This window comes from Providencia sp. UF-183 (assembly GCF_058246155.1).
The window spans coordinates 185,671-205,417 of sequence record NZ_JBSICD010000004.1; the positions used below are offsets into that span (position 1 = coordinate 185,671).

A 19,747-nucleotide genomic window follows, 5' to 3' on the forward strand; every position below is an offset into this window, starting at 1 on the left:
AGTATAATAATTTAAATTGATTGTTTGTATATAATCTATCTAAAAAAGTGGTTTTAAGTTTCTTCTGGAATATTGCCAATAAATCATTAATATTAACAATATTATTACAAGTAATAAAAACACGTTGGGGCGACCTTTATGCGAATAACACTTAGGCAACTTGAGGTTTTTACAGAAGTATTGAAAAGTGGCTCCACGACGCAAGCATCTCAATTATTAGCACTGTCCCAATCTGCGGTCAGTGCGTCGCTAACGGATTTAGAAGGTCAACTTGGTGTTCAGCTTTTTGACCGTGTGGGTAAACGTCTTGTTACAAACGAGCATGGAAGGCTTCTTTATCCCAAAGCATTAGCCTTATTAGAGCAAGGGGCGGAAGTCGAGCAACTATTCAAAAAAGAGATGGGTGCTGTGCGTCTGGCAGCGAGTACCACGATCGGTAACTACATGTTGCCTGAGATATTAGCGGGTTACCGTCATGATCACCCTGATATCCCTTTAGAGCTTCTTATTAGCAATACAGAGGAAGTCATTAAGGCGGTGATGGAGTTTCGGGTGGATGTGGGGTTAATCGAAGGAGTTTGTCATAGCCCTGAGCTGATTTCGAAACCTTGGTTAAAAGATGAGCTGGTGGTGTTTGCTTCACCGCAAAACCCGTTAGCAAATAAAAAGGTGTCATTAAAAGAGCTTAGAGATGCTCCGTGGATTTTACGCGAGCGGGGCTCAGGTACGCGAGATGTCCTTGACCAACTGCTTTTTGCCCATCTCCCTGGCTTTCATATTTTAATGGAATTAGGTAATTCAGAGGCCATTAAACATGCGGTTCGTTTTGGTATGGGGATAAGCTGTCTATCAAGGCGAGTAATCGCAGAGCAACTGGACAATGGTACTCTAGTTGAGCTTGAAGTAGACGAACTTCAATTGGAAAGAACGCTGTATTTGATTTACCACCGTCAAAAGCACCTTTCGAATGCGATTACTAATTTGCTAGCCTACTGTAATTAAAAATCCTCGTTATCTTTTAACTTGCCGCCTAGCGGCAAGCCAAAATCTTTAGAGGGTTCGACAGCGTATTTCCTGATTAAACGCGGATGCTTAATTTTTTGGCGATAACGCGTTTTACTTATAATTCTGCGTGAATTATGAAGGTATCTTATAACAGTGAAGAGTTGCTTAGTTCTCACAGCCTATTTTGCTAGAATTCACGCGATATTGGCTGAATAATAAAATACAGGGAACAAATGTCAGAACAACATACCAATACTATCACGCAAGACCGACCACAAAAGTTGCGCCGTGAATTAAAAGCGCGTCACCTTGCGATGATTGCTATCGGTGGCTCTATCGGTACCGGTTTATTTGTAGCATCGGGTGCAACCGTTGCGCAAGCAGGCCCCGGAGGGGCACTACTCTCTTATGCCATCATCGGCTTAATGGTCTATTTCTTAATGACGAGCTTGGGCGAGCTAGCAGCCTATATGCCCGTTTCAGGCTCATTCGCCACTTATGGCGCAAAATATGTTGATGAAGGTTTTGGTTTCGCATTAGGTTGGAACTACTGGTATAACTGGGCGGTTACTATTGCGGTTGACTTAGTTGCGGCACAATTAGTGATGACTTATTGGTTCCCTGATACGCCGGGTTGGATTTGGAGTGCCATCTTCCTTGCCATCATCTTCTTACTGAACTTCATATCTGTTAAAGGCTTTGGTGAGGCAGAATACTGGTTCTCACTGATCAAAGTCACCACGGTAATTATTTTTATTGTTGTTGGTGTTCTGATGATTTTTGGCATCATGAATGGTGCGGAAAATGCGGGTTGGCATAACTGGGAAATTGGTGATGCGCCATTTGCAGGTGGCTTCTCTGCCATGATTGGTGTGGCCATGATTGTCGGGTTCTCTTTCCAAGGAACTGAATTAATTGGTATTGCAGCGGGTGAATCAAAAGACCCGGCTAAAAATATTCCTAAAGCCGTACGTAAAGTATTCTGGCGTATCCTGTTGTTCTATATCTTTGCCATCTTAATTATTAGTTTGATCATTCCTTATACTGATCCTAACTTGCTGCGTAACGATGTGAAAGATATCAGCGTGAGTCCATTTACCTTAGTATTTGAAAACGCAGGGCTATTATCAGCAGCGGCGGTGATGAATGCGGTTATCTTGACGGCGGTATTGTCTGCAGGTAACTCTGGCATGTATGCATCAACCCGTATGCTGTACACCTTAGCGCGTGAAGGTAAGGCGCCTCGCATATTTGCGCGTTTATCGAAAGGTGGCGTACCACGTTATGCGTTATTAGCCACGACGGTCGTCGCGGGTCTGTGCTTCTTAAGTTCTATGTTCGGCAACCAAACGGTCTATCTATGGTTATTGAATACCTCAGGGATGACAGGGTTTATTGCATGGTTAGGTATTGCCATCAGCCATTACCGCTTCCGTAGAGGCTATATCGCTCAAGGTAAAGATTTAAACGACTTGCCGTATCGCTCTGGATTCTTCCCAATTGGGCCAATTTTTGCCTTTATTTTGTGTTTGACAATCACACTGGGCCAGAATTACCAAGCCTTCTTGGAAGATAATATTGATTGGATTGGCGTTACAGCGACGTATATTGGTCTCCCGCTCTTTTTAGCCATTTGGTTTGGTTATAAAATTGCTAAGAAAACAACCTTTATTCGCTATAAAGATATGAGTTTTCCAAGCTACCGCGAGAATTTAAATAAATAATCCATCATTATTTATGTATTGAATAACAGCATCCTTTATAGGGTGCTGTTTTTTTGTATATAGCGCAATAAACCCGCGATTTGCTCGTTAGTTCTTCTAAATGTTTTGCTTTTCGAGGCAGCTCACATAATTCCATTCATATAACACATTATTAAATCAATAATCGTATTGATAAGTATTCTTATTTGCTTTATTGTTATCGCATTAAAATGTAAGTCAATAAGGTTAATGGTGGAGCTTAATACTATGTCGTCGGTAGCCAAGAAGTCAGTAGCTAGGTCGGTAGTAAAGGGAATAGGTTTAGCGTTATTAGCGAGTGCCAGTTTGAGTGCGTGGTCAGCAACAGTGACTGACATGGCAGGAAGAACCGTTGAAGTGCCCGATAATGTTAACCGTATTTTACTTGGTGAAGGCCGCTTATTCAGTGCGGTTGCTCTACTCGAAGGTGATAAACCCATTGATCGCATTGTAGGGTGGCAAGGGGACTTACGCAAATTAGATCCACAAACTTATGCCGCTTATAAAGCTAAATTCCCTGCGATTGACAATATCCCCTTGATTGGAAACACCAGTGCAGACAGCGTCAGTTCTGAAAAAGTCCTCACGTTGAACCCTGACATTGCTATTTTTGGTTTATCGGGTCATGGGCCGGGTAAAAACAGCGAACTAGTCAATCAACTAGAAAAGGCGGGAGTGCCCGTTGTATTTGTCGATTTTAGGGACAGTCCATTAAAAAATACGCTGCCAAGTATGCGTTTGTTAGGTAAAGCATTAAACCGCGAGCAAGTCGCAAACAAATATGTGGATTTCTATGAAAGAAATCAAATGCTTGTTACGGATATCACGTCAAAAATCCCTGAAGACAAAAAGCCCAGTGTTTTTATTGAGCTGAGAGCGGGCGCTTTTGAAGATTGTTGTGGCACCGCGGGTGACGGCAACATGGGGAATTTTATTGATTTAGCGGGCGGTAAAAATATCGCGAAAGGGGTTTTACCCGGCGCATTGGGCACCATGAATTTAGAAAAAATCATTGCGGCCGACCCGAGTATTTATATTGCAACTGGTGCAAAAGCGCCGGGCAGTAAAGATGCTGGTGTACAATTAGGCGCGCAAAGCACAGTGAACGACGCCAAAGATAGCCTGAAAAAGATAACAGATCGCAAAGGTATTAGCTCATTATCGGCCATTAAAGATAAGCAAGATTATGCTATCTGGCACAATTACTATAATTCGCCTTACAACGTCATTGCGACACAAGTTTTCGCCAAGTGGTTCTACCCTGAGCAGTTTTCAGGCCTTGATCCACAAAAAACACTGGAAGAACTGCACAGAGAGTTTCTTGCTGTCGAGCCAACTGGTGTATATTGGGTCAGCGAAAAGTAATGAGAGTAGGTAAGAATTAATGAGTATTACAAGCGAGCCACTAACGGCGGTGGAACAAGCCGCTAAACAGGCTGATGATGGTGTAAAACAACATTACCAAAGTATGTTGCGCCGTCGTTTTACATGGATTGTGGTAATTATTGCGGCAATTTTATTGTCGCTAGTTATTGATTTTACATTAGGGCCATCGGGTTTATCGCTAGAGCGATTATGGCAAACCTTGATGACGCCTGAAGCGGTTGATGCAGGAACCCGTGTGATTGTGTGGGATATCCGTTTACCTTACGCCTTGATGGCGGTGGTCATTGGTATGTCTCTGGGGTTAGCTGGCGCTGAAATGCAGACTATATTGAATAACCCATTAGCGAGCCCATTTACACTTGGGGTTTCTAATGCGGCTGCATTTGGTGCTGCACTCGCGATTGTGTCGGGGATTGCAATTCCGGGCGTCCCTGATCAGTGGGTAATTTCTGCGAACGCATTTATTTTTGCCTTATTAGCGGCATTAATGTTGGATGCGGTCACCCGTTGGACGCGCGTTGCAACATCTGGCGTGGTTTTATTTGGTATCGCGTTAGTGTTTACCTTTAATGCGCTGGTTTCGATGATGCAATTCATTGCCACAGAAGACACGTTACAAGGCCTTGTATTCTGGACGATGGGAAGCTTGTCAAAAGCAACATGGGTGAAATTAGGTGTGATGGCACTGGTTTTTGCATTGATTTTCCCAATTGCCATGATGAGCTCTTGGAAATTGACGGCATTAAGGCTGGGCGAAGACAGGGCGATTAGTTTTGGTATTGATGTTCGCCGCTTAAGACTGACGACCTTATTACGGATCAGTATCTTATCTGCGTTAGCGGTGGCATTTGTTGGGCCGATAGCGTTTATTGGTTTAGTCGCACCGCACATTGCACGTTTAATTTTTGGCGAAGATCACCGCTTTTATTTACCTGCAAGTGCATTAATTGGTGCGTTGATATTATCGATGGCTTCAATTGCCTCGAAGAACATTATCCCTGGCGTGATTATTCCTGTGGGTATTGTGACCTCATTAGTGGGCGTCCCGTTCTTCTTAAGTATTATTTTGCGTCATCGAGGTAACGTATCATGAGTGGCCTGATTATTAACCAATTTAATGCGGGCTACCCAAAACGCGCAGTGATTGAGAACTTGACAACGGATGTACTGCCAAGGGGAAAAATCACTGTATTGCTTGGCCCAAATGGCAGTGGTAAATCGACGTTATTGCGCTCGTTAGCGGGGCTGAATAAAGCCACGGGGCAATTATTGTTGGATGGTTTGGACTTAACGCAGCAAAATTTTGCCCAGCGTGCGCAGAATGTGGTGTATTTACCCCAAACTTTGCCTGCGGGTGTGCATCTATATGTTTTAGAGTCGGTGATTGTTGCACAACGCGCTTCTGGCGGTTTAAGCAATGAAAACAATAAAGACGAAGTGATGCACTTATTGCGCCAATTAGGTATTGAGCATCTGGCATTGAGTTATTTAGACCAGCTTTCAGGTGGACAAAAACAATTAGTAGGTTTGGCTCAATCATTAATTCGCCAACCCAACTTATTATTATTGGATGAGCCACTGAGCGCGCTGGATTTAAATTATCAATATCATGTTATGGATTTAGTGGCGAAAGAAACGAAACGGCGAAATATTATTACGGTCGTCGTGGTTCACGATATTAATATCGCATTGAAACACGCGGAACATGTATTGATGTTAAAACAAGGCAAATTAATTGCCCAAGGTGAACCCGCCGAAGTGATTACGCCAGAAAGCCTTGCCGAGGTCTATGGTGTAAGGGGGCGCATTGAACGCTGCTCTCAAGGTGTACCGCAAGTGTTGATTGACGGGCTGGTGGATAAACTCGCGAGTTAATTTGTAATTAATAATAAATGTGCTTGTTATCCTGCAAGCACATTTATTAAATATTAAGGAGATGAAATAGAAAAAGATTATTAAATACTTACTCACAGAGATTAATTAATAAAGATTAATTACCCACAGGAAATTTACTTGTATTAGGAAATGGTTTTTACCATAAATTTCCTATGGGTATTTATTATCCAAATAATAAAAATAATCATAATTATTAGGTTCAAAGAAACCAATGTTGAGCATATCAATTCATATATAAAACAGAATATCTCTTGGAGAGTTGGGAATGGTTGTTTTTAATAAAAGAAAAGTGGCGATTAGCATTATTGCCGCCATCGCTGCGTCACCTGCATTTGCTGATGATAGTAAAGATAAAATCTATGTAACAACAGCGTCAGGTTACCAACAGCAAATTGAAGATGCACCAGCATCAATTTCTGTTGTGACGCGCGAACAACTTGAAAATAAAGCTTACCGTGATGTGACTGATGCACTGAAAGACCTTCCTGGAGTCCAAGTGACAGGTGGTGGAAGCAAGGCAGATATTAGTATTCGTGGTATGGATGCAAAATACACCATGATTATGGTTGATGGTAAGCGTATCGATTCACGTAGCACTCGTCCAAACAGTGATGGCTCAGGGATTGAGCAGGGATGGTTGCCGCCATTGCCAGCGATTGAACGTATTGAAGTGGTACGTGGACCAATGTCCTCCCTCTATGGTTCAGATGCGATGGGCGGGGTAATTAATATTATCACGCGTAAAGTTGGCAAAGAATGGAATGGTTCTTTACGTGCAGATACAACGATTAATGCCCATAGAGATTCAGGTAATGAAGGACAAGGCAGTTTTTATGCATCTGGTCCTTTAGTGGATGGTCTGCTGGGAATGAAAGTAAATGGAATTTACTCCAAGCGTTGGGAAGATAAATTTGTCGGTGGGTACAATGAGCAGAAAGTAGGTGCTATTGGTACAACGCTGACACTAACACCGGATGAATTCAATACCTTTGATTTTGATTTCAAGCATGATGAGCAAGAAAGAAATACGACGGCAGGGAAATCAGGTAACCTGATGTGTACAACAGGCAAAGGAGCTAGCAAAGTCACTAAACGTTGTGAAGACTCTAATGTCACATACCGTAAAAATAATTATGCAGTAACACATAACGGTATTTATGATTGGGGTGCAATAGAAACATTTGTGCAACGTGATGAAACAAAAAACCCTAGCCGTAAAATGGAATATAACGATACCTTAGTTAAAAACCAAACGGTATTTAACCTCGGTGACCACACTTTGAGTATTGGCGGTCAATATCGTTATGAAGACCTCCGTGATAAAGGAAATCAATTAGCTTCAGCTGCTGATGTCGATAAATTAACTCGTTATAGTTGGGCATTATTTGCTGAAGACGAATGGATGATGACCAATGACTTCGCTTTAACGGGTGGTGTTCGTATGGATAAAGATGAAAACTTCGGTTCTCATTGGACTCCTCGTCTATATGGTGTTTGGCATACCTCAGATGAATGGATCATCAAGGGCGGGATCTCAACAGGATATCGTTCCCCAGAGTTAAGACAAGTTGCTCCAAATTGGGGACAAGTTACGGGTGGAGGCGGCGATCCCGCAATTATTGTTGGTAACCCAGACCTAAAACCTGAAAAAAGTGTTACACAAGAGCTTGGGTTTATTTGGAATAATCAAGATAACCTGAATGTTGGTGTCACATTCTTTAATACAGAATTTAAAGATAAAATTATGGAGATTCGCAGATGTACAGATAATACAGCGAATCCTCCTGGTTCTGTGGCTGGCGGCGGTTGTATATACGATGGTACAGCATATAAATTTATTAGTGAAAGGGAAAACGTAGATAAAGCAAATCTTCGTGGTGCTGAACTGACATTTAACTGGGATATCACAACGGATCTCGTATTTGCTGCTAACTATACCTATTCTGATTCTGAGCAAAAAAGTGGTAAGTTCAAAGGTAAACCTTTAAGCCGTACACCGAAACATATGGCAAATGGTTCTTTAACTTGGCAAACCACAGAAGATCTACAGTTATGGAATCGCGTTAACTTTAATGGAAAAAGCAGTTCATACCTTTCAAGAACAAGTATGAGTAAAGAAAGACCTTCTTATACCTTTGTTGATATCGGTGCTAGCTACCAAGTTGATAAAAATATTAATTTAGTTGCAGGTATGTATAACATATTTGATAAACGTTTAACGGAAGAATCAAACGACAAAGTTTTAGATGGTCGCCGTTATAACTTTGGCATCAACTATAATTTCTAATACAACTATTTACTGTTGTTAATCAAAACCCTTTGGTTTATGCCAAAGGGTTTTTTTTATCTCTCGCCAAATACAGCCATTAAAATAAATAAAAAGTGGTTTTTGGGGTGAGAAAATGACGGGAAAAACACTGTTATTAGTTACCTCGCCAAAATAGGCCAAACCATCAAAATTTCTCATCGGAAATAGGGTGGTTTGTTAACAATTTAACTTGCTATTTAAGGTTATGGCGTGCAAAATGCGCGAACTAAAAAATAACTGATGCTCAATAAACTTAAGCATCGGTTTTTTTGTTTTTAGGAACGTTCATTCTAGCGGGGCCGGACATAGAGCCGGAGAGATAATTTTAATATTTACGTGTAGCAAACATTTTACGCTACCGATTTGAGGAATGCTTTTATGGCTTACTTTTTCGCTATCGCAGCAGGGCCAAGCGGCCGTCGTTGCCGCATCGATGACTACGGAGCTCTGCGCAGCTTCGCACACACTCTTCTGAGCTCCTCCACGTTTTTTTCTGCCTATAGGCAGATGCAAAGTCTTCCCAGTAACTGTCGATTGAGCCGAAGTAGCTCACAATCGAAAGTTATGGGAGGGCTTAGACATGCCAAATAATTCAATACCTTTATCCATCGGTCCAAACCAAACTGGCGCCAATAACCGCGTACAACTTGCGAAAACCTTAACCTTGGTGCAAGTCGTGATGATCGGTCTGGCATACATCCAGCCAATGACTATCTTTGATACATTCGGCATGGTATCGGACAAAACAGGTGGACACGTCCCGACTTCATACATTATTGCACTGGTTGCGATACTGTTTACTGCTCTGAGCTACGGCAAGCTGGTGAAACGCTTCCCATCTGCTGGCTCAGCGTATACTTATGCTCAAAAATCAATGAGCCCACACATTGGTTTCCTTGTGGGTTGGACATCTTTGCTGTCCTACATTTTTATGCCAATGATCAATATCTTATTGGCTAAAATTTATTTACAAGATATTTTCCCTAACGTAGAACCTGCGATTTTTGTTGTCGGTCTGGTTATCGTGATGACAGCGGCAAACTTACGCGGTATCAACGTGATTGCGAACTTAAGTACGGTTATTGCGATTATTCAAATCGGGGTGATGGCGGTATTTACAGGGTTAGTGATCCACGGGGTTTCTAGCGGTGAAGGCTCTGGCGAAATCTGGACATTCAACCCATTTGCCAATGAAAAAACAGAAATGATCCCATTAATTGCTGGGGCAACGATACTCTGTTTCTCATTCTTAGGCTTCGATGGTTTAAGTTCACTGTCAGAAGAAACGCCAAATGCCGGTAAAGTCATCCCACGTGCGATTTTCTTAACGGCACTCATTGGTGGGATTATCTTTATCACCGTTTCATTCTTCTTACAGCAATACTTCCCAGATGTATCGCGCTTTAAGAATATCAATGAGACACAGCCAGATATTATGCGTTTTGTTGCTGGAGCATTCTTCCAGTCAATCATTTTGGTTTTCTCATGCGTAACCGTATTGGCTTCAGGAATGGCAGCTCATGCAGGTAGTGCCCGTTTAATGTACGTAATGGGACGTGATGGCGTATTCCCAGAGAAAGTATTTGGTTATGTTAGCCCGAAATGGCGTACACCGGCGTACAACGTATTAATGGTCGGTTTCTTGGCATTAGGTGCCATCTGGTTCGAAATGGACTTTGCGACCGCACTTATTAACTTCGGTGCATTAATCGCCTTTACCTTCGTCAATATTTCAGTGATCAGCCAGTTCTTTATTCGTGAACGCCGTATGACAGGCTTCAAAAATATTGTTAACTATTTGATTTTACCTATTATCGGCACACTAACCGTGTGTGTGTTATGGTTGAATATTGAAGAAGATTCAATGGTTTATGGACTTATTTGGACTGCAGTTGGTTTAGTCTATATGGCTGCATTGACGCGGATGTTTAAGCGGCCTATGCCGCAGATGAGCGACATCTAAGTTTATTCTTCATATTTTACGTTGTAGCGGTGTTGCGTTCTCAAAACGACATGGGTCACATACTTATGTATGCTCCCCATGATCGTTTGGCTCCGCGCCTTGCTACAACGCGAACTATTTTGAATATGCCGATTGTAAGAAAGATAAATAGCGCCTTGGGCGCTATTTTTTTGTCTGTTAAGAATTCTTTAAGATAAACCGTGTAGCCTATTAACATCTTAATATTATGTGATATTGTTGTTGGAACTAATATCGCACATCTCATAATCAATATGAATTCGAGTAAGAAGGCGCACACATGAAAGATGCACAAAAACCTGAGAATCAACGATTATTACTCACACTCAGGAACATTGTTGGTAAAAAAAATATCCTCACTGAGCCACACAAAACAGAACGTTACCGTAAAGGGTTCCGCTCAGGAACCGGAGATGCGATTGCCGTTGTATTTCCAACCACCTTGCTTGAGCAATGGCACGTATTTAAAGCGTGTGTAGAAGCGGATAAAATTGTCTTAATGCAAGCGGCGAACACTGGGTTGACTGAGGGCTCAACACCGAGTGGTTATGATTATGACCGCGATATCGTGATTATTAGTACCTTGCGATTAAACCAAATCCAAGTGCTTCCTGAATTTAACCAAGTGGTTGCCATGCCCGGCAGCACCTTATATGACCTAGAAAAAATCCTAAAACCTCTTGGGCGTGAGCCGCACTCTCTGATTGGTTCATCTTGTATTGGTGCATCCGTTGTTGGCGGAATTTGTAATAGTTCAGGTGGCTCCTTAGTGCGCCGTGGCCCTGCGTATACCGAGCTTGCGTTGTACGGTCGCGTTAATGATGATGGGAAAGTTGAGCTAGTTAACCACTTAGGAATTGATTTAGGGAATACGCCAGAAGAAATTTTGACCAATCTGCAAAACCGTGGTTATAGCAGTGAAGATGTACAAGTCAGTGATAAATTAGCCTCTGACCATGAATATGCTGAACGAGTTAGAGACGTTGATGCAGACTCTCCATCTCGTTTTAACGCCGATGAGCGTCGTTTATTTGAAGCATCAGGGTGTGCGGGCAAGTTAGCTGTATTTGCGGTGCGTTTAGATACCTTCCCAGCGGATAAAAAAACACAAGTTTTTTATATTGGCTCAAATAACCCTGATGTACTGGAAGATATTCGCCGTTATATTCTGAGTGAATTTAAAAACCTACCCGTTGCCGGGGAATATATGCACCGTGGTTGTTTTGATATTGCGGAAATATACGGCAAAGACACCTTCTTAATGATTGATAAATTTGGCACCGATAAAATGCCAATGTTTTTTACCATTAAAGGGCGTATTGATGCTGTATTAAATAAAGTGCCATTCTTACCGTCTAATTTAATTGACCGTACAATGCAAGTACTCAGTAAATTATGGCCATCTCATTTACCGCATCGCATGAAAGAATTCCGCGACCGTTATGAACATCATTTAATGTTAAAAATGGCAGGGGATGGAATCGATGAAGCTAAAGTTTGGTTAAAATCCTATTTTGCACATGCAGATGGCGGCTATTTTGAATGTACCCCAGAAGAAGGGGCAAAAGCCTTTTTACACCGTTTTGCAGCGGCGGGCTCTGCGGTACGTTACCACGCGGTTCATAATAAAGATGTCGAGGATGTATTGCCGCTAGATATTGCATTGCGCCGTAATGACCGGGATTGGTTTGAAAAACTGCCTCCTGAAATTGAAGATTTATTAGTGCATAAATTATATTGCGGGCATTTTATGTGCCACGTTATGCACCAAGATTATGTTTTGAAAAAAGGGGTTAACCCAAAAGAATTAAAAGAAAAAATGCTCGCTTTGTTGGATGAGCGCGGTGCGCAATACCCTGCTGAGCATAATGTTGGGCATTTATATAAAGCGCCACCACAATTAAAGTCATTTTATAAAAATGCGGACCCAACCAATACAATGAACCCTGGTTTAGGTAAAACCACTAAACGTAAACATTGGGAAGGGGATTGTGGCTGTGGGCAATCAGGCGAGCACTAATCTAAATTAAGTTAAATAAAAAACGGGCAGATAATTTCTATTCTGCCCGTTTTTTATTAACTCGCTAACTCCATCGCATAATTGACCAACGCTTTTAATTGCTGGCAGCGTTTTTCATCATGTTGATGTTCTTCTAATAAGAATTGTATTTGTTGCATATATTCCGTTAAGCGAGCTTCACTGAAATAATCCCGACGATGTTGTAACCAGCGCTGCTGTTCTTCATAAGAAAGGGTCGCTGGGTAATTACGTGCCTTATACCGGAAAAAGAGCTCTTTCATTCGTTTATCTTCAAAACTTAAATCTAACGCAGGTAAGTTTTGCGGCGGGGTTTCACGAATAATATCCATGGTAGAGCGGTCAGAAGGGCTAAAAAAGCCATTATATATTTGTGTATCCACATCATCCGAAATTTCGAACTTTTGCGGCTCGCTAAATAATTCGATCAATTTATTCCGAATATCGGGGTTCTTACGCAAGATGTCTAAATTGCGATGACAAAGATCTCTATCTAACCCTGTACGCACTGCATCTTCATCACGTAATGTTTTTTCAGGCGCTAAAATAGGGCATTTATTGATATGCACTAATTTGACAGGAACAGGAGGCTCACCATTTAGCTCAGATTTAGGTGTATATAAACGCTCGCGTAATTCTTGGGTATTTAAGGTTAACAATGGCGAAATATCCGCGGATAAATCACACATAATGACTGCGTTGCGGTTTTCAGGGTGCCAAGCTAGCGGAGCGACTAAGCTGACATAAGAACGCAATGCACCAAACATACCTGAAACATGTACTAAAGGCGTTATTTCTACAATATCAATAAGTTGACTGACTTTGTTTTTATTGCGTAGTTGATAAAAATAATCAAACATACGCGGTTGCGCCGCTTTGAGTAACTTTGCCATGCTAATAGTTGCTATCACATCTGACATCGCATCATGAGCATTTTCGTGAATAATGCCATTGGCTTTTGTTAAGTGCTCTAAACGCATACTTGGCAAACCGTCTTCATTTTCAGGCCATTCAATGCCTTCAGGGCGTAGCGCAAAACAGGCGCGCAGTGGGTCGAGTAAATCCCAACGTGAATTATTCTGTTGCCAGCTATATGCATAAGGGTCGTAAAAATTACGGTAGAGAATATTACGAGTGACTTCATCATCAAAACGAATGTTGTTGTAGCCCATAATACACGTATTGGGCACACTAAACGCTTGGTGGATGCGTTTAGTAAACTCGGCTTCATTAACGCCTTGTGCTAAGGCAATTTGCGGGGTGATCCCAGTGATCATGACGGCTTCAGGCTGTGGCAGATAATCATCAGCAGGTGCACAGTAAAAAACTTCAGGCTCTTCAATGATGTTAAAGTCTAAATCAGTTCGCACTCCCGCAAATTGAGCGGGCCTATCAAGCGCAGGGCGCTTGCCGAAAGTTTCGTAATCGTGAATAAAGAATGAGGGTTGTTTTTTATTGTCTTGCAACGTTATCACCGTTTGAATTCTGCGCGTTTGAATCTGATAGTGGGTATTGTTAGATTCACTATTCCATATAAATCAATGATACCTTATCTATAATCAAAGCTAAACCAAGGTCATCTGAAATAGCAGGAAAATCAAATTGAATATCAATGAGGTATTTTTGAGTGCCAGAGGTGGGAGCCTAATGCTATTGTTAGTCTGTAGAGCATGAAATGTTATGTCTATCACATAAATAAATTGTTAACGTTAACATTGGTGATTAACATCACAAAACAATAGCTTTTGAGTGGGAATTAATAAATGTTAACCTTAACATTTGCCAAAGGTAAATTAAGAATAGGTGATTAACATGAATAGTAGTGCAAGGAAATACTATGCGTTATTGAGCGCATTGTTGTTTTTTTTCTTTTTTACATGGTCATCTACATTTTCAGTTGTTGCCATTTGGCTACGCAAGTATGTCGGCCTAGAAGGGGCGGATACAGGGTTTATTTTTGCCTGTATTTCAATTGTCGCGCTATGTGCTCAACCATTGTATGGCTTCTTGCAGGACAAATTAGGGTTACGCAAAAACTTATTATTATTTATTGCCGTTTTACTGATTGCGTCTGGGCCATTTTTTATGGTTTTTGGGTCGTTATTAAAATGGAACGTCGTGATTGGCAGTATTGTTGGTGGGTTATTTATTGGGATGACGTTCCATGCGGGAATTGGCGTCCTTGAATCTTATACCGAGCGTGTCAGTCGATTACGTAATTTTGAATATGGTAAGGCGAGAATGTGGGGTTCTTTGGGGTGGGCTGCTGCAACATTTTTCGCTGGGCGCAATATTAATATCGACCCTGACTATAATTTTATTATGGCGACGGTGTCTGGTGTGCTTTTTTTAATCATTCTATTAAACCTTAAAACGGCAAATGCGGATGCTTATAATAATTTAGAGCATGGCAATCCTTCTTCAATTACATTGCGTGATGCCTTACAGCTTTTTGCTTTACCGCGTTTTTGGGCGTTAATATTATTTGTATTAGGCACGTGTATTTATAGTGTGTATGACCAACAATTTATGGTGTATTTTTCGCATCAATTCCCAGATGAGAAACTAGGGAATGAGATGTACGGTTATCTAAACTCATTGCAAGTATTCCTAGAAGCAGGGGGAATGTTTTTAGCGCCGTTCATCGTCAACCGAATTGGGGCAAAAAATGGTTTACTATTTGCTAGTTCAGTGATGGCATTGCGGATTATTGGTTCAGGATTAGTCGAGGGGCCTATTCTTATCTCTGTCATGAAATTGCTGCATGCGGTTGAGTTGCCTATTCTACTGGTGGCAATCTTCAAGTATAACAGTCGCCATTTTGATAAACGCTTGTCATCAACACTTTATTTAGTTGGGTTTAGTTGTGTAAGCTCCGTGGTTGCCAGTGTGCTATCACCATTAGCGGGCTGGGGGTATGACAAAATTGGTTTTGCGCAGACCTATTTGATAATGGGCTTGTTTGTCGTTATAACAACGATATTGTCTGCTTTTTGTCTTAGAAATGATAAAACGAATAATACAAAGCCTAATCTTGATGAGAAATCAGCAGAATTAAATCAAAATAATCCAGAAATTCGAGCAGTAAAAGCATAACCCAATGATCTTTTTCAATAGATTAAATCAATAAATATGTGAAACTGACTTGTAACGTAAGGCGATTAGATTGTATTGTGTAATGAGATTATGCGTTTTGAATATTGACTAGAGGGTTTTAAACATGGACAACGCTAACAAGCCGTCTTTCCAAAATGTTCTGGAATTTGTGCGTATGTTTCGTCGCAAAAATAAAATTCGTCGTGAAATTACCGACAATGAGAAAAAAATTCGTGATAACCAGAAGCGTGTTTTGTTACTGGATAACTTAAGCGAATACATTAAGCCCGGGATGTCAATTGAAGACATTCAGGCGATTATTGCTAATATGCGCAGCGACTATGATGACCGTGTTGATGATTACATTATCAAAAATGCAGAATTGTCAAAAGAACGTCGTGAAATCTCTAAAAAATTGAAAGAGATGGGCGAGCTGCCACGAATTGACGTAAAATAGAATAAAATAGCCGAGTTAATCTCGGCTTTTCTTTACTCTTATTTAATCAACACTAACGATTATAATACGAGAGTCTTTACCTGCTTAATAAGTGCATTAGCTAATGGTGCCATTTCTGTTTTTTCAATAAACCCCATTGTAATAGCTGCCGCGATTAATTCTCCCCCCTGATTAAATACAGGGCAGGCAATAGATTGTGCGCCGGGGATCCCCTTTGTGGGCTCATATCGAATCGCATAACCTTGGCTAACCACTTTATTGAGTTCATTTTGCGAATAATCTTCACACAAAAATTGCTTATCAAAAGCCGCATAAATTAAACCTGCTGCACTTTTGGCAGTGGGTAATGGGGTGTTTGGTAAGAAATCAATTTCAATATTTTTAAAACTACGGTTGTATTTAACCAGTGATAACAATTTCCCAGAACGTAATGCAACGCCAGTGGAAACATTTTGTTCATCGCGAAATTGAATCAAACTGTTATTAATAACATCGACAAAAGACCCTTCAGGCTCAACAAAATTTGCTAGAAAGGTGAGGTTTCGGCCTAAGCCATAACGGCTCGTTTGGGCATCTTGGTATAGCATTTGTGTTCGACACAGCGAAACTAAATATTTATGCAATCGGCTTTTGGATATTTCACAACCTTTGGAAATATCTGCGGCTCGCGCTATTCCACCATTTTGAGCAATAAAATTCAGAATGCTGACAGCGATATCAACAGAATTAACACCTTGCAGGGTAGACATACATAAACCTCGTTTTAACAATTCCTTCTATTTTACCATGAGTAATCTGTCCCTCCTAACAACCAAAGAATCTGAGAGTTAATCATTAAGTGGTAGTTATTTTGTACCTATAAATAATAACAAAGCTTGATTCGCCTCAAGTTCACTATTTATGAATGGAGTATATATATAGTGTACTTTTAAAGGCAATGTCGAGGTTTACTATAATGAAAACAATAAATGAATTACGTCTAAAACGCCGAACGCTCCTAAAAGGGCTTGGTGTTGTTGGGTTGGCGACTATCACACCGTGTTCTTTTGCGCAGGGAAACAATAATCAGCCCCTGCCAAAGGTGCGATTAAAATTGTCTGACTACAAAACGTTTCGTTCAACCTGTGCAATGGAGTGTTTGCACTGCAACTTAACGGCTTATACCTACCAAGGTAAGTTAATGAAAATACAGGCAACAGAGGGCTTTAACGTTAAATGTTGCTTACGAGGAATGAGTAGAACGAAGTGGGTATATCATGACCAGAGGATCACAACACCGTTATTGCGTGTAGGGGAAAAAGGAAAAGCGGAATTTAAACCCATTAGCTGGGATGAAGCGCTTGATCTTATAGAGAAAAACATTCGAGAGACAATCGCTAAGTATGGTAACGAAGGATTGTTCATTTCGACCCATGCAGGAAATATGGATTCCATCAAAAATGATATGGGTAAGGCATTTTTTGATTATTTAGGCGGTTCGACAAAACAAGCGGGTTCTTTGTGTTGTTCAGCAGTCACTGCGGCAATGATCCCAATGGTGGGATTACGCTACGCTGATACACGGGATACGGTGGCGGATAGCCGTTATATTTTGTGTTGGGGAAATAACCCTGCGGTGACCATGCAGGCCTATTTTAAAAACTACAATCAAGCACGGAAAAATGGTGCGAGGTTAGTCGTCATTGACCCGAGGTTTAATGAAACCGCGGCAAAAGCGGATGAGTGGATCCCTATCATTCCAGGGACAGATACAGCGTTAGCACTTGGCATGATTAAAATTATTATCGAAGAAAATCGTATTGATGAAGGTTTTCTTCGTGCACATACTGGTGCGGTTTATTTGGTTGATGAGAAGCAACAGCAGCTTAGGCAAGATGCCTCTGATCCTGATAGCTATTTGGTGTTTGATATTCTAAGTCAGCAACTTGTTCGTCACGATTCCACAGGGATCAAACCTGCATTGTTTCAACATGAATTACCTAACCAGTTAGGGTATACCACCGTTTTTGAGCAAATTTACCAACAAGCTAAAGGGTGGGATGTGGCACGAGTTAGCGTGGAAACTGATGTACCTGCGGAAACTATTGTGCGCCTAGCCCGTGATTATTCTTCAATTACCCCCTCAATGATTGTGCAAAATATGTCTGGTGCTCAACGTACTGAGCATGGTGCATATGTGGCGGCAAGTCAGTTTTACCTTGCTTTGCTAACGGGGAATATCGGTAAACGCGGCGCAGGTGTTTGCGATGCAGGCGGTGCAAGACAGATGGCTAAATTTAGCCCAATTGTGCCACCTGCACCGAACGCAAAAAATATTCCGCCAATACCTGTGGCAAAAGTTGGCGACTATATCGTCAATGAGAAGCCCCATCCGATTAATTTTTGGTGGGTAATGACGATGGGCGTGATGACGCAATTGCCTAATACTAACAAAGTGCGGGAAGCACTGAAGAAAGTGCCTTTTGTGGTGGTTGCAGATAACTTAATGAGCTCAACAGCGCTATATGCGGACTTAGTCTTGCCTGTCACCACTATTTTCGAAGATACCAGCTTGATGGCTGGGGTGCGCAGTCAGTATGTACAATTGATGGAAAAAGCGGTTGAGCCTGTGGGGGAAGCTAAACCAGACTATTGGATCTTTGCTCGTCTAGCTGAGCGCTTTGGCTTTGGCGAGGTATTTAATAAGCCTATAGAGCATTATATTGATGCTTGCCTTGTGGGCTCGGGCATTACACGTGAAATGCTAGAGAAAGGCCCCGTAAGGCCAGTCGAAGGGGATTGGATCCCGTTTAAAGACGGGGTGTTTAGAACGTCGACCAAAAAAGCCCATTTTTTCATTGAAGATTGGCAAAAGAAAAACTTTTCACCTGTAGTGGCTTATTACCAAGTAAAAGAGTCGGTGAAGGGCTCCCCTGAACTTGCTAAAAAATACCCTTTAATGGCAGTGCAGCGCAAGTTAGCGCGCAGTGTTCACTCCAGTCATGGAATGAATGAATGGATCCTCGAGGTGCAACGTAATCAACCCAATGTGTTAATCCACCCAGAAGACGCTAAAACACGCGGCATTCAAAATGGTGAATGGGCAGTCACATTTAATGATAGGGGGGAGCATAGAGCGATTGCGGTAGTCACGACACACATTAAAAAGGGCGTCATTTCCCTCGATAATGGCTGGTGGGAGCAACAAGGGGGAAGCAGTAGCCATGTGACTAATGACCAAGTGGAGCATTTAGGCACAGGCCATTGCTGTAATAGTACGCTCGTTGACGTGAGAAGGGAGGCATAATCATGGTTAAGCAATATGGTTTTCTCATTAATACAAAAGATTGCTATGGTTGCCGCACTTGTTCAATGGCATGTAAATCAGAGAATGTGACTCCTCCTGGGGTTTTATGGCGGCGTGTACGTGAGTTCAATGATGATTCACCGAATACACAGGCATTCATTACAATGTCGTGTAACCATTGTGATGACCCTCAATGCTTAAAAGTCTGCCCTGCAGATACTTACACTAAACGGCCAGATGGAATTGTGGTGCAAGACCATGAAAAATGTATTGGTTGCCAAATGTGTATTATGGCGTGTCCATACCATGCCCCAGTTTTTGACCCGGCTGAAGGTAAAACCAGTAAATGTAATATGTGTGCTGAACGATTAGATGAGGGATTACTGCCTCGCTGTGTGGAGTCTTGCCCGACAGGGGCAATTGAGTTCGGCGAAATTTCTGAACTTCGTAAAAAACATACAACAAATTGGGCGGTACTGGAGAAGCGCTATAATATGCCCGATCACACAATCAGCCAGCCTAATATTGTGATTATTGGAATGGAGGACTAAT

At 41.6% G+C, this 19,747-nt stretch carries 14 protein-coding genes; 12 read left to right on the plus strand and 2 right to left on the minus strand.

The features are described 5' to 3' along the window. Positions 1 to 138: 138 nt before the first annotated feature. The 8 genes from yieE to dld all read left to right on the plus strand — a co-directional run bounded on the left by yieE (position 139) and on the right by dld (position 12,338). Positions 139 to 1,002: a DNA-binding transcriptional regulator YeiE gene (gene yieE, locus AC4IFT_RS05150; protein WP_490750759.1), complete on the plus strand. Its 864-nt coding sequence runs from the start codon at positions 139 to 141 to the stop codon at positions 1,000 to 1,002. A 236-nt stretch (positions 1,003 to 1,238) separates the two neighbouring features. Beyond that, the gene (locus AC4IFT_RS05155; protein ID WP_206082275.1) at positions 1,239 to 2,729 is read left to right on the plus strand and encodes an amino acid permease; all 1,491 of its coding nucleotides are present in this window, start codon (positions 1,239 to 1,241) and stop codon (positions 2,727 to 2,729) included. Between the two features lie 246 nt (positions 2,730 to 2,975). Continuing rightward, the gene (locus AC4IFT_RS05160) at positions 2,976 to 4,112 is read left to right on the plus strand and encodes an ABC transporter substrate-binding protein (protein ID WP_490750760.1); all 1,137 of its coding nucleotides are present in this window, start codon (positions 2,976 to 2,978) and stop codon (positions 4,110 to 4,112) included. A 19-nt stretch (positions 4,113 to 4,131) separates the two neighbouring features. After that, positions 4,132 to 5,226 carry a FecCD family ABC transporter permease gene (locus tag AC4IFT_RS05165; protein WP_490731145.1) on the plus strand — a complete coding sequence of 365 codons (1,095 nt, stop codon included), beginning with the start codon at positions 4,132 to 4,134 and terminating at the stop codon, positions 5,224 to 5,226. After that, the gene (locus AC4IFT_RS05170; RefSeq protein ID WP_219249386.1) at positions 5,220 to 6,008 is read left to right on the plus strand and encodes an ABC transporter ATP-binding protein; all 789 of its coding nucleotides are present in this window, start codon (positions 5,220 to 5,222) and stop codon (positions 6,006 to 6,008) included. Before AC4IFT_RS05165 ends, AC4IFT_RS05170 begins: the two co-directional genes overlap by 7 nt. A gap of 286 nt (positions 6,009 to 6,294) precedes the next feature. Then, positions 6,295 to 8,316, plus strand: coding sequence for a ligand-gated channel protein (locus tag AC4IFT_RS05175; RefSeq protein ID WP_490731143.1), 2,022 nt, complete (start codon positions 6,295 to 6,297; stop codon positions 8,314 to 8,316). Positions 8,317 to 8,917: 601 nt separating this feature from the next. After that, a complete protein-coding gene (locus AC4IFT_RS05180; RefSeq protein ID WP_219247338.1) occupies positions 8,918 to 10,300 on the plus strand; it encodes an APC family permease in 1,383 nt (460 codons plus the stop codon). 298 nt (positions 10,301 to 10,598) lie between these two features. Beyond that, on the plus strand, positions 10,599 to 12,338 hold the full coding sequence (gene dld / locus AC4IFT_RS05185; RefSeq protein WP_490750761.1) for a D-lactate dehydrogenase: 1,740 nt from the start codon (positions 10,599 to 10,601) through the stop codon (positions 12,336 to 12,338). Positions 12,339 to 12,394: 56 nt separating this feature from the next. On the opposite strand, the gene sbcB is transcribed toward dld, so the two are convergent. Then, on the minus strand, positions 12,395 to 13,822 hold the full coding sequence (gene sbcB / locus AC4IFT_RS05190; protein WP_490750762.1) for an exodeoxyribonuclease I: 1,428 nt from the start codon (positions 13,820 to 13,822) through the stop codon (positions 12,395 to 12,397). 346 nt (positions 13,823 to 14,168) lie between these two features. Here sbcB and AC4IFT_RS05195 point away from each other — a divergent pair, with 346 nt between their 5' ends. Both AC4IFT_RS05195 and tmaR read left to right on the plus strand, forming a co-directional pair. Continuing rightward, positions 14,169 to 15,452: an MFS transporter gene (locus tag AC4IFT_RS05195; RefSeq protein ID WP_490750763.1), complete on the plus strand. Its 1,284-nt coding sequence runs from the start codon at positions 14,169 to 14,171 to the stop codon at positions 15,450 to 15,452. Between the two features lie 124 nt (positions 15,453 to 15,576). Beyond that, positions 15,577 to 15,909, plus strand: coding sequence for a PTS system regulator TmaR (gene tmaR / locus AC4IFT_RS05200; protein ID WP_004253179.1), 333 nt, complete (start codon positions 15,577 to 15,579; stop codon positions 15,907 to 15,909). 59 nt (positions 15,910 to 15,968) lie between these two features. On the opposite strand, the gene AC4IFT_RS05205 is transcribed toward tmaR, so the two are convergent. Further along, positions 15,969 to 16,658 carry a helix-turn-helix domain-containing protein gene (locus AC4IFT_RS05205; RefSeq protein WP_490750764.1) on the minus strand — a complete coding sequence of 230 codons (690 nt, stop codon included), beginning with the start codon at positions 16,656 to 16,658 and terminating at the stop codon, positions 15,969 to 15,971. Between the two features lie 206 nt (positions 16,659 to 16,864). On the opposite strand from AC4IFT_RS05205, the gene AC4IFT_RS05210 reads away from it, so the two are divergent. Together AC4IFT_RS05210 and AC4IFT_RS05215 are read left to right on the plus strand one after the other, a co-directional pair. Beyond that, a complete protein-coding gene (locus AC4IFT_RS05210) occupies positions 16,865 to 19,195 on the plus strand; it encodes a molybdopterin-containing oxidoreductase family protein (protein WP_490750765.1) in 2,331 nt (776 codons plus the stop codon). 2 nt (positions 19,196 to 19,197) lie between these two features. After that, entirely contained in the window at positions 19,198 to 19,746 is a 549-nt protein-coding gene (locus AC4IFT_RS05215; RefSeq protein ID WP_225818851.1) for a 4Fe-4S dicluster domain-containing protein, read from the plus strand. The last annotated feature ends 1 nt before the right edge of the window (position 19,747 follow it).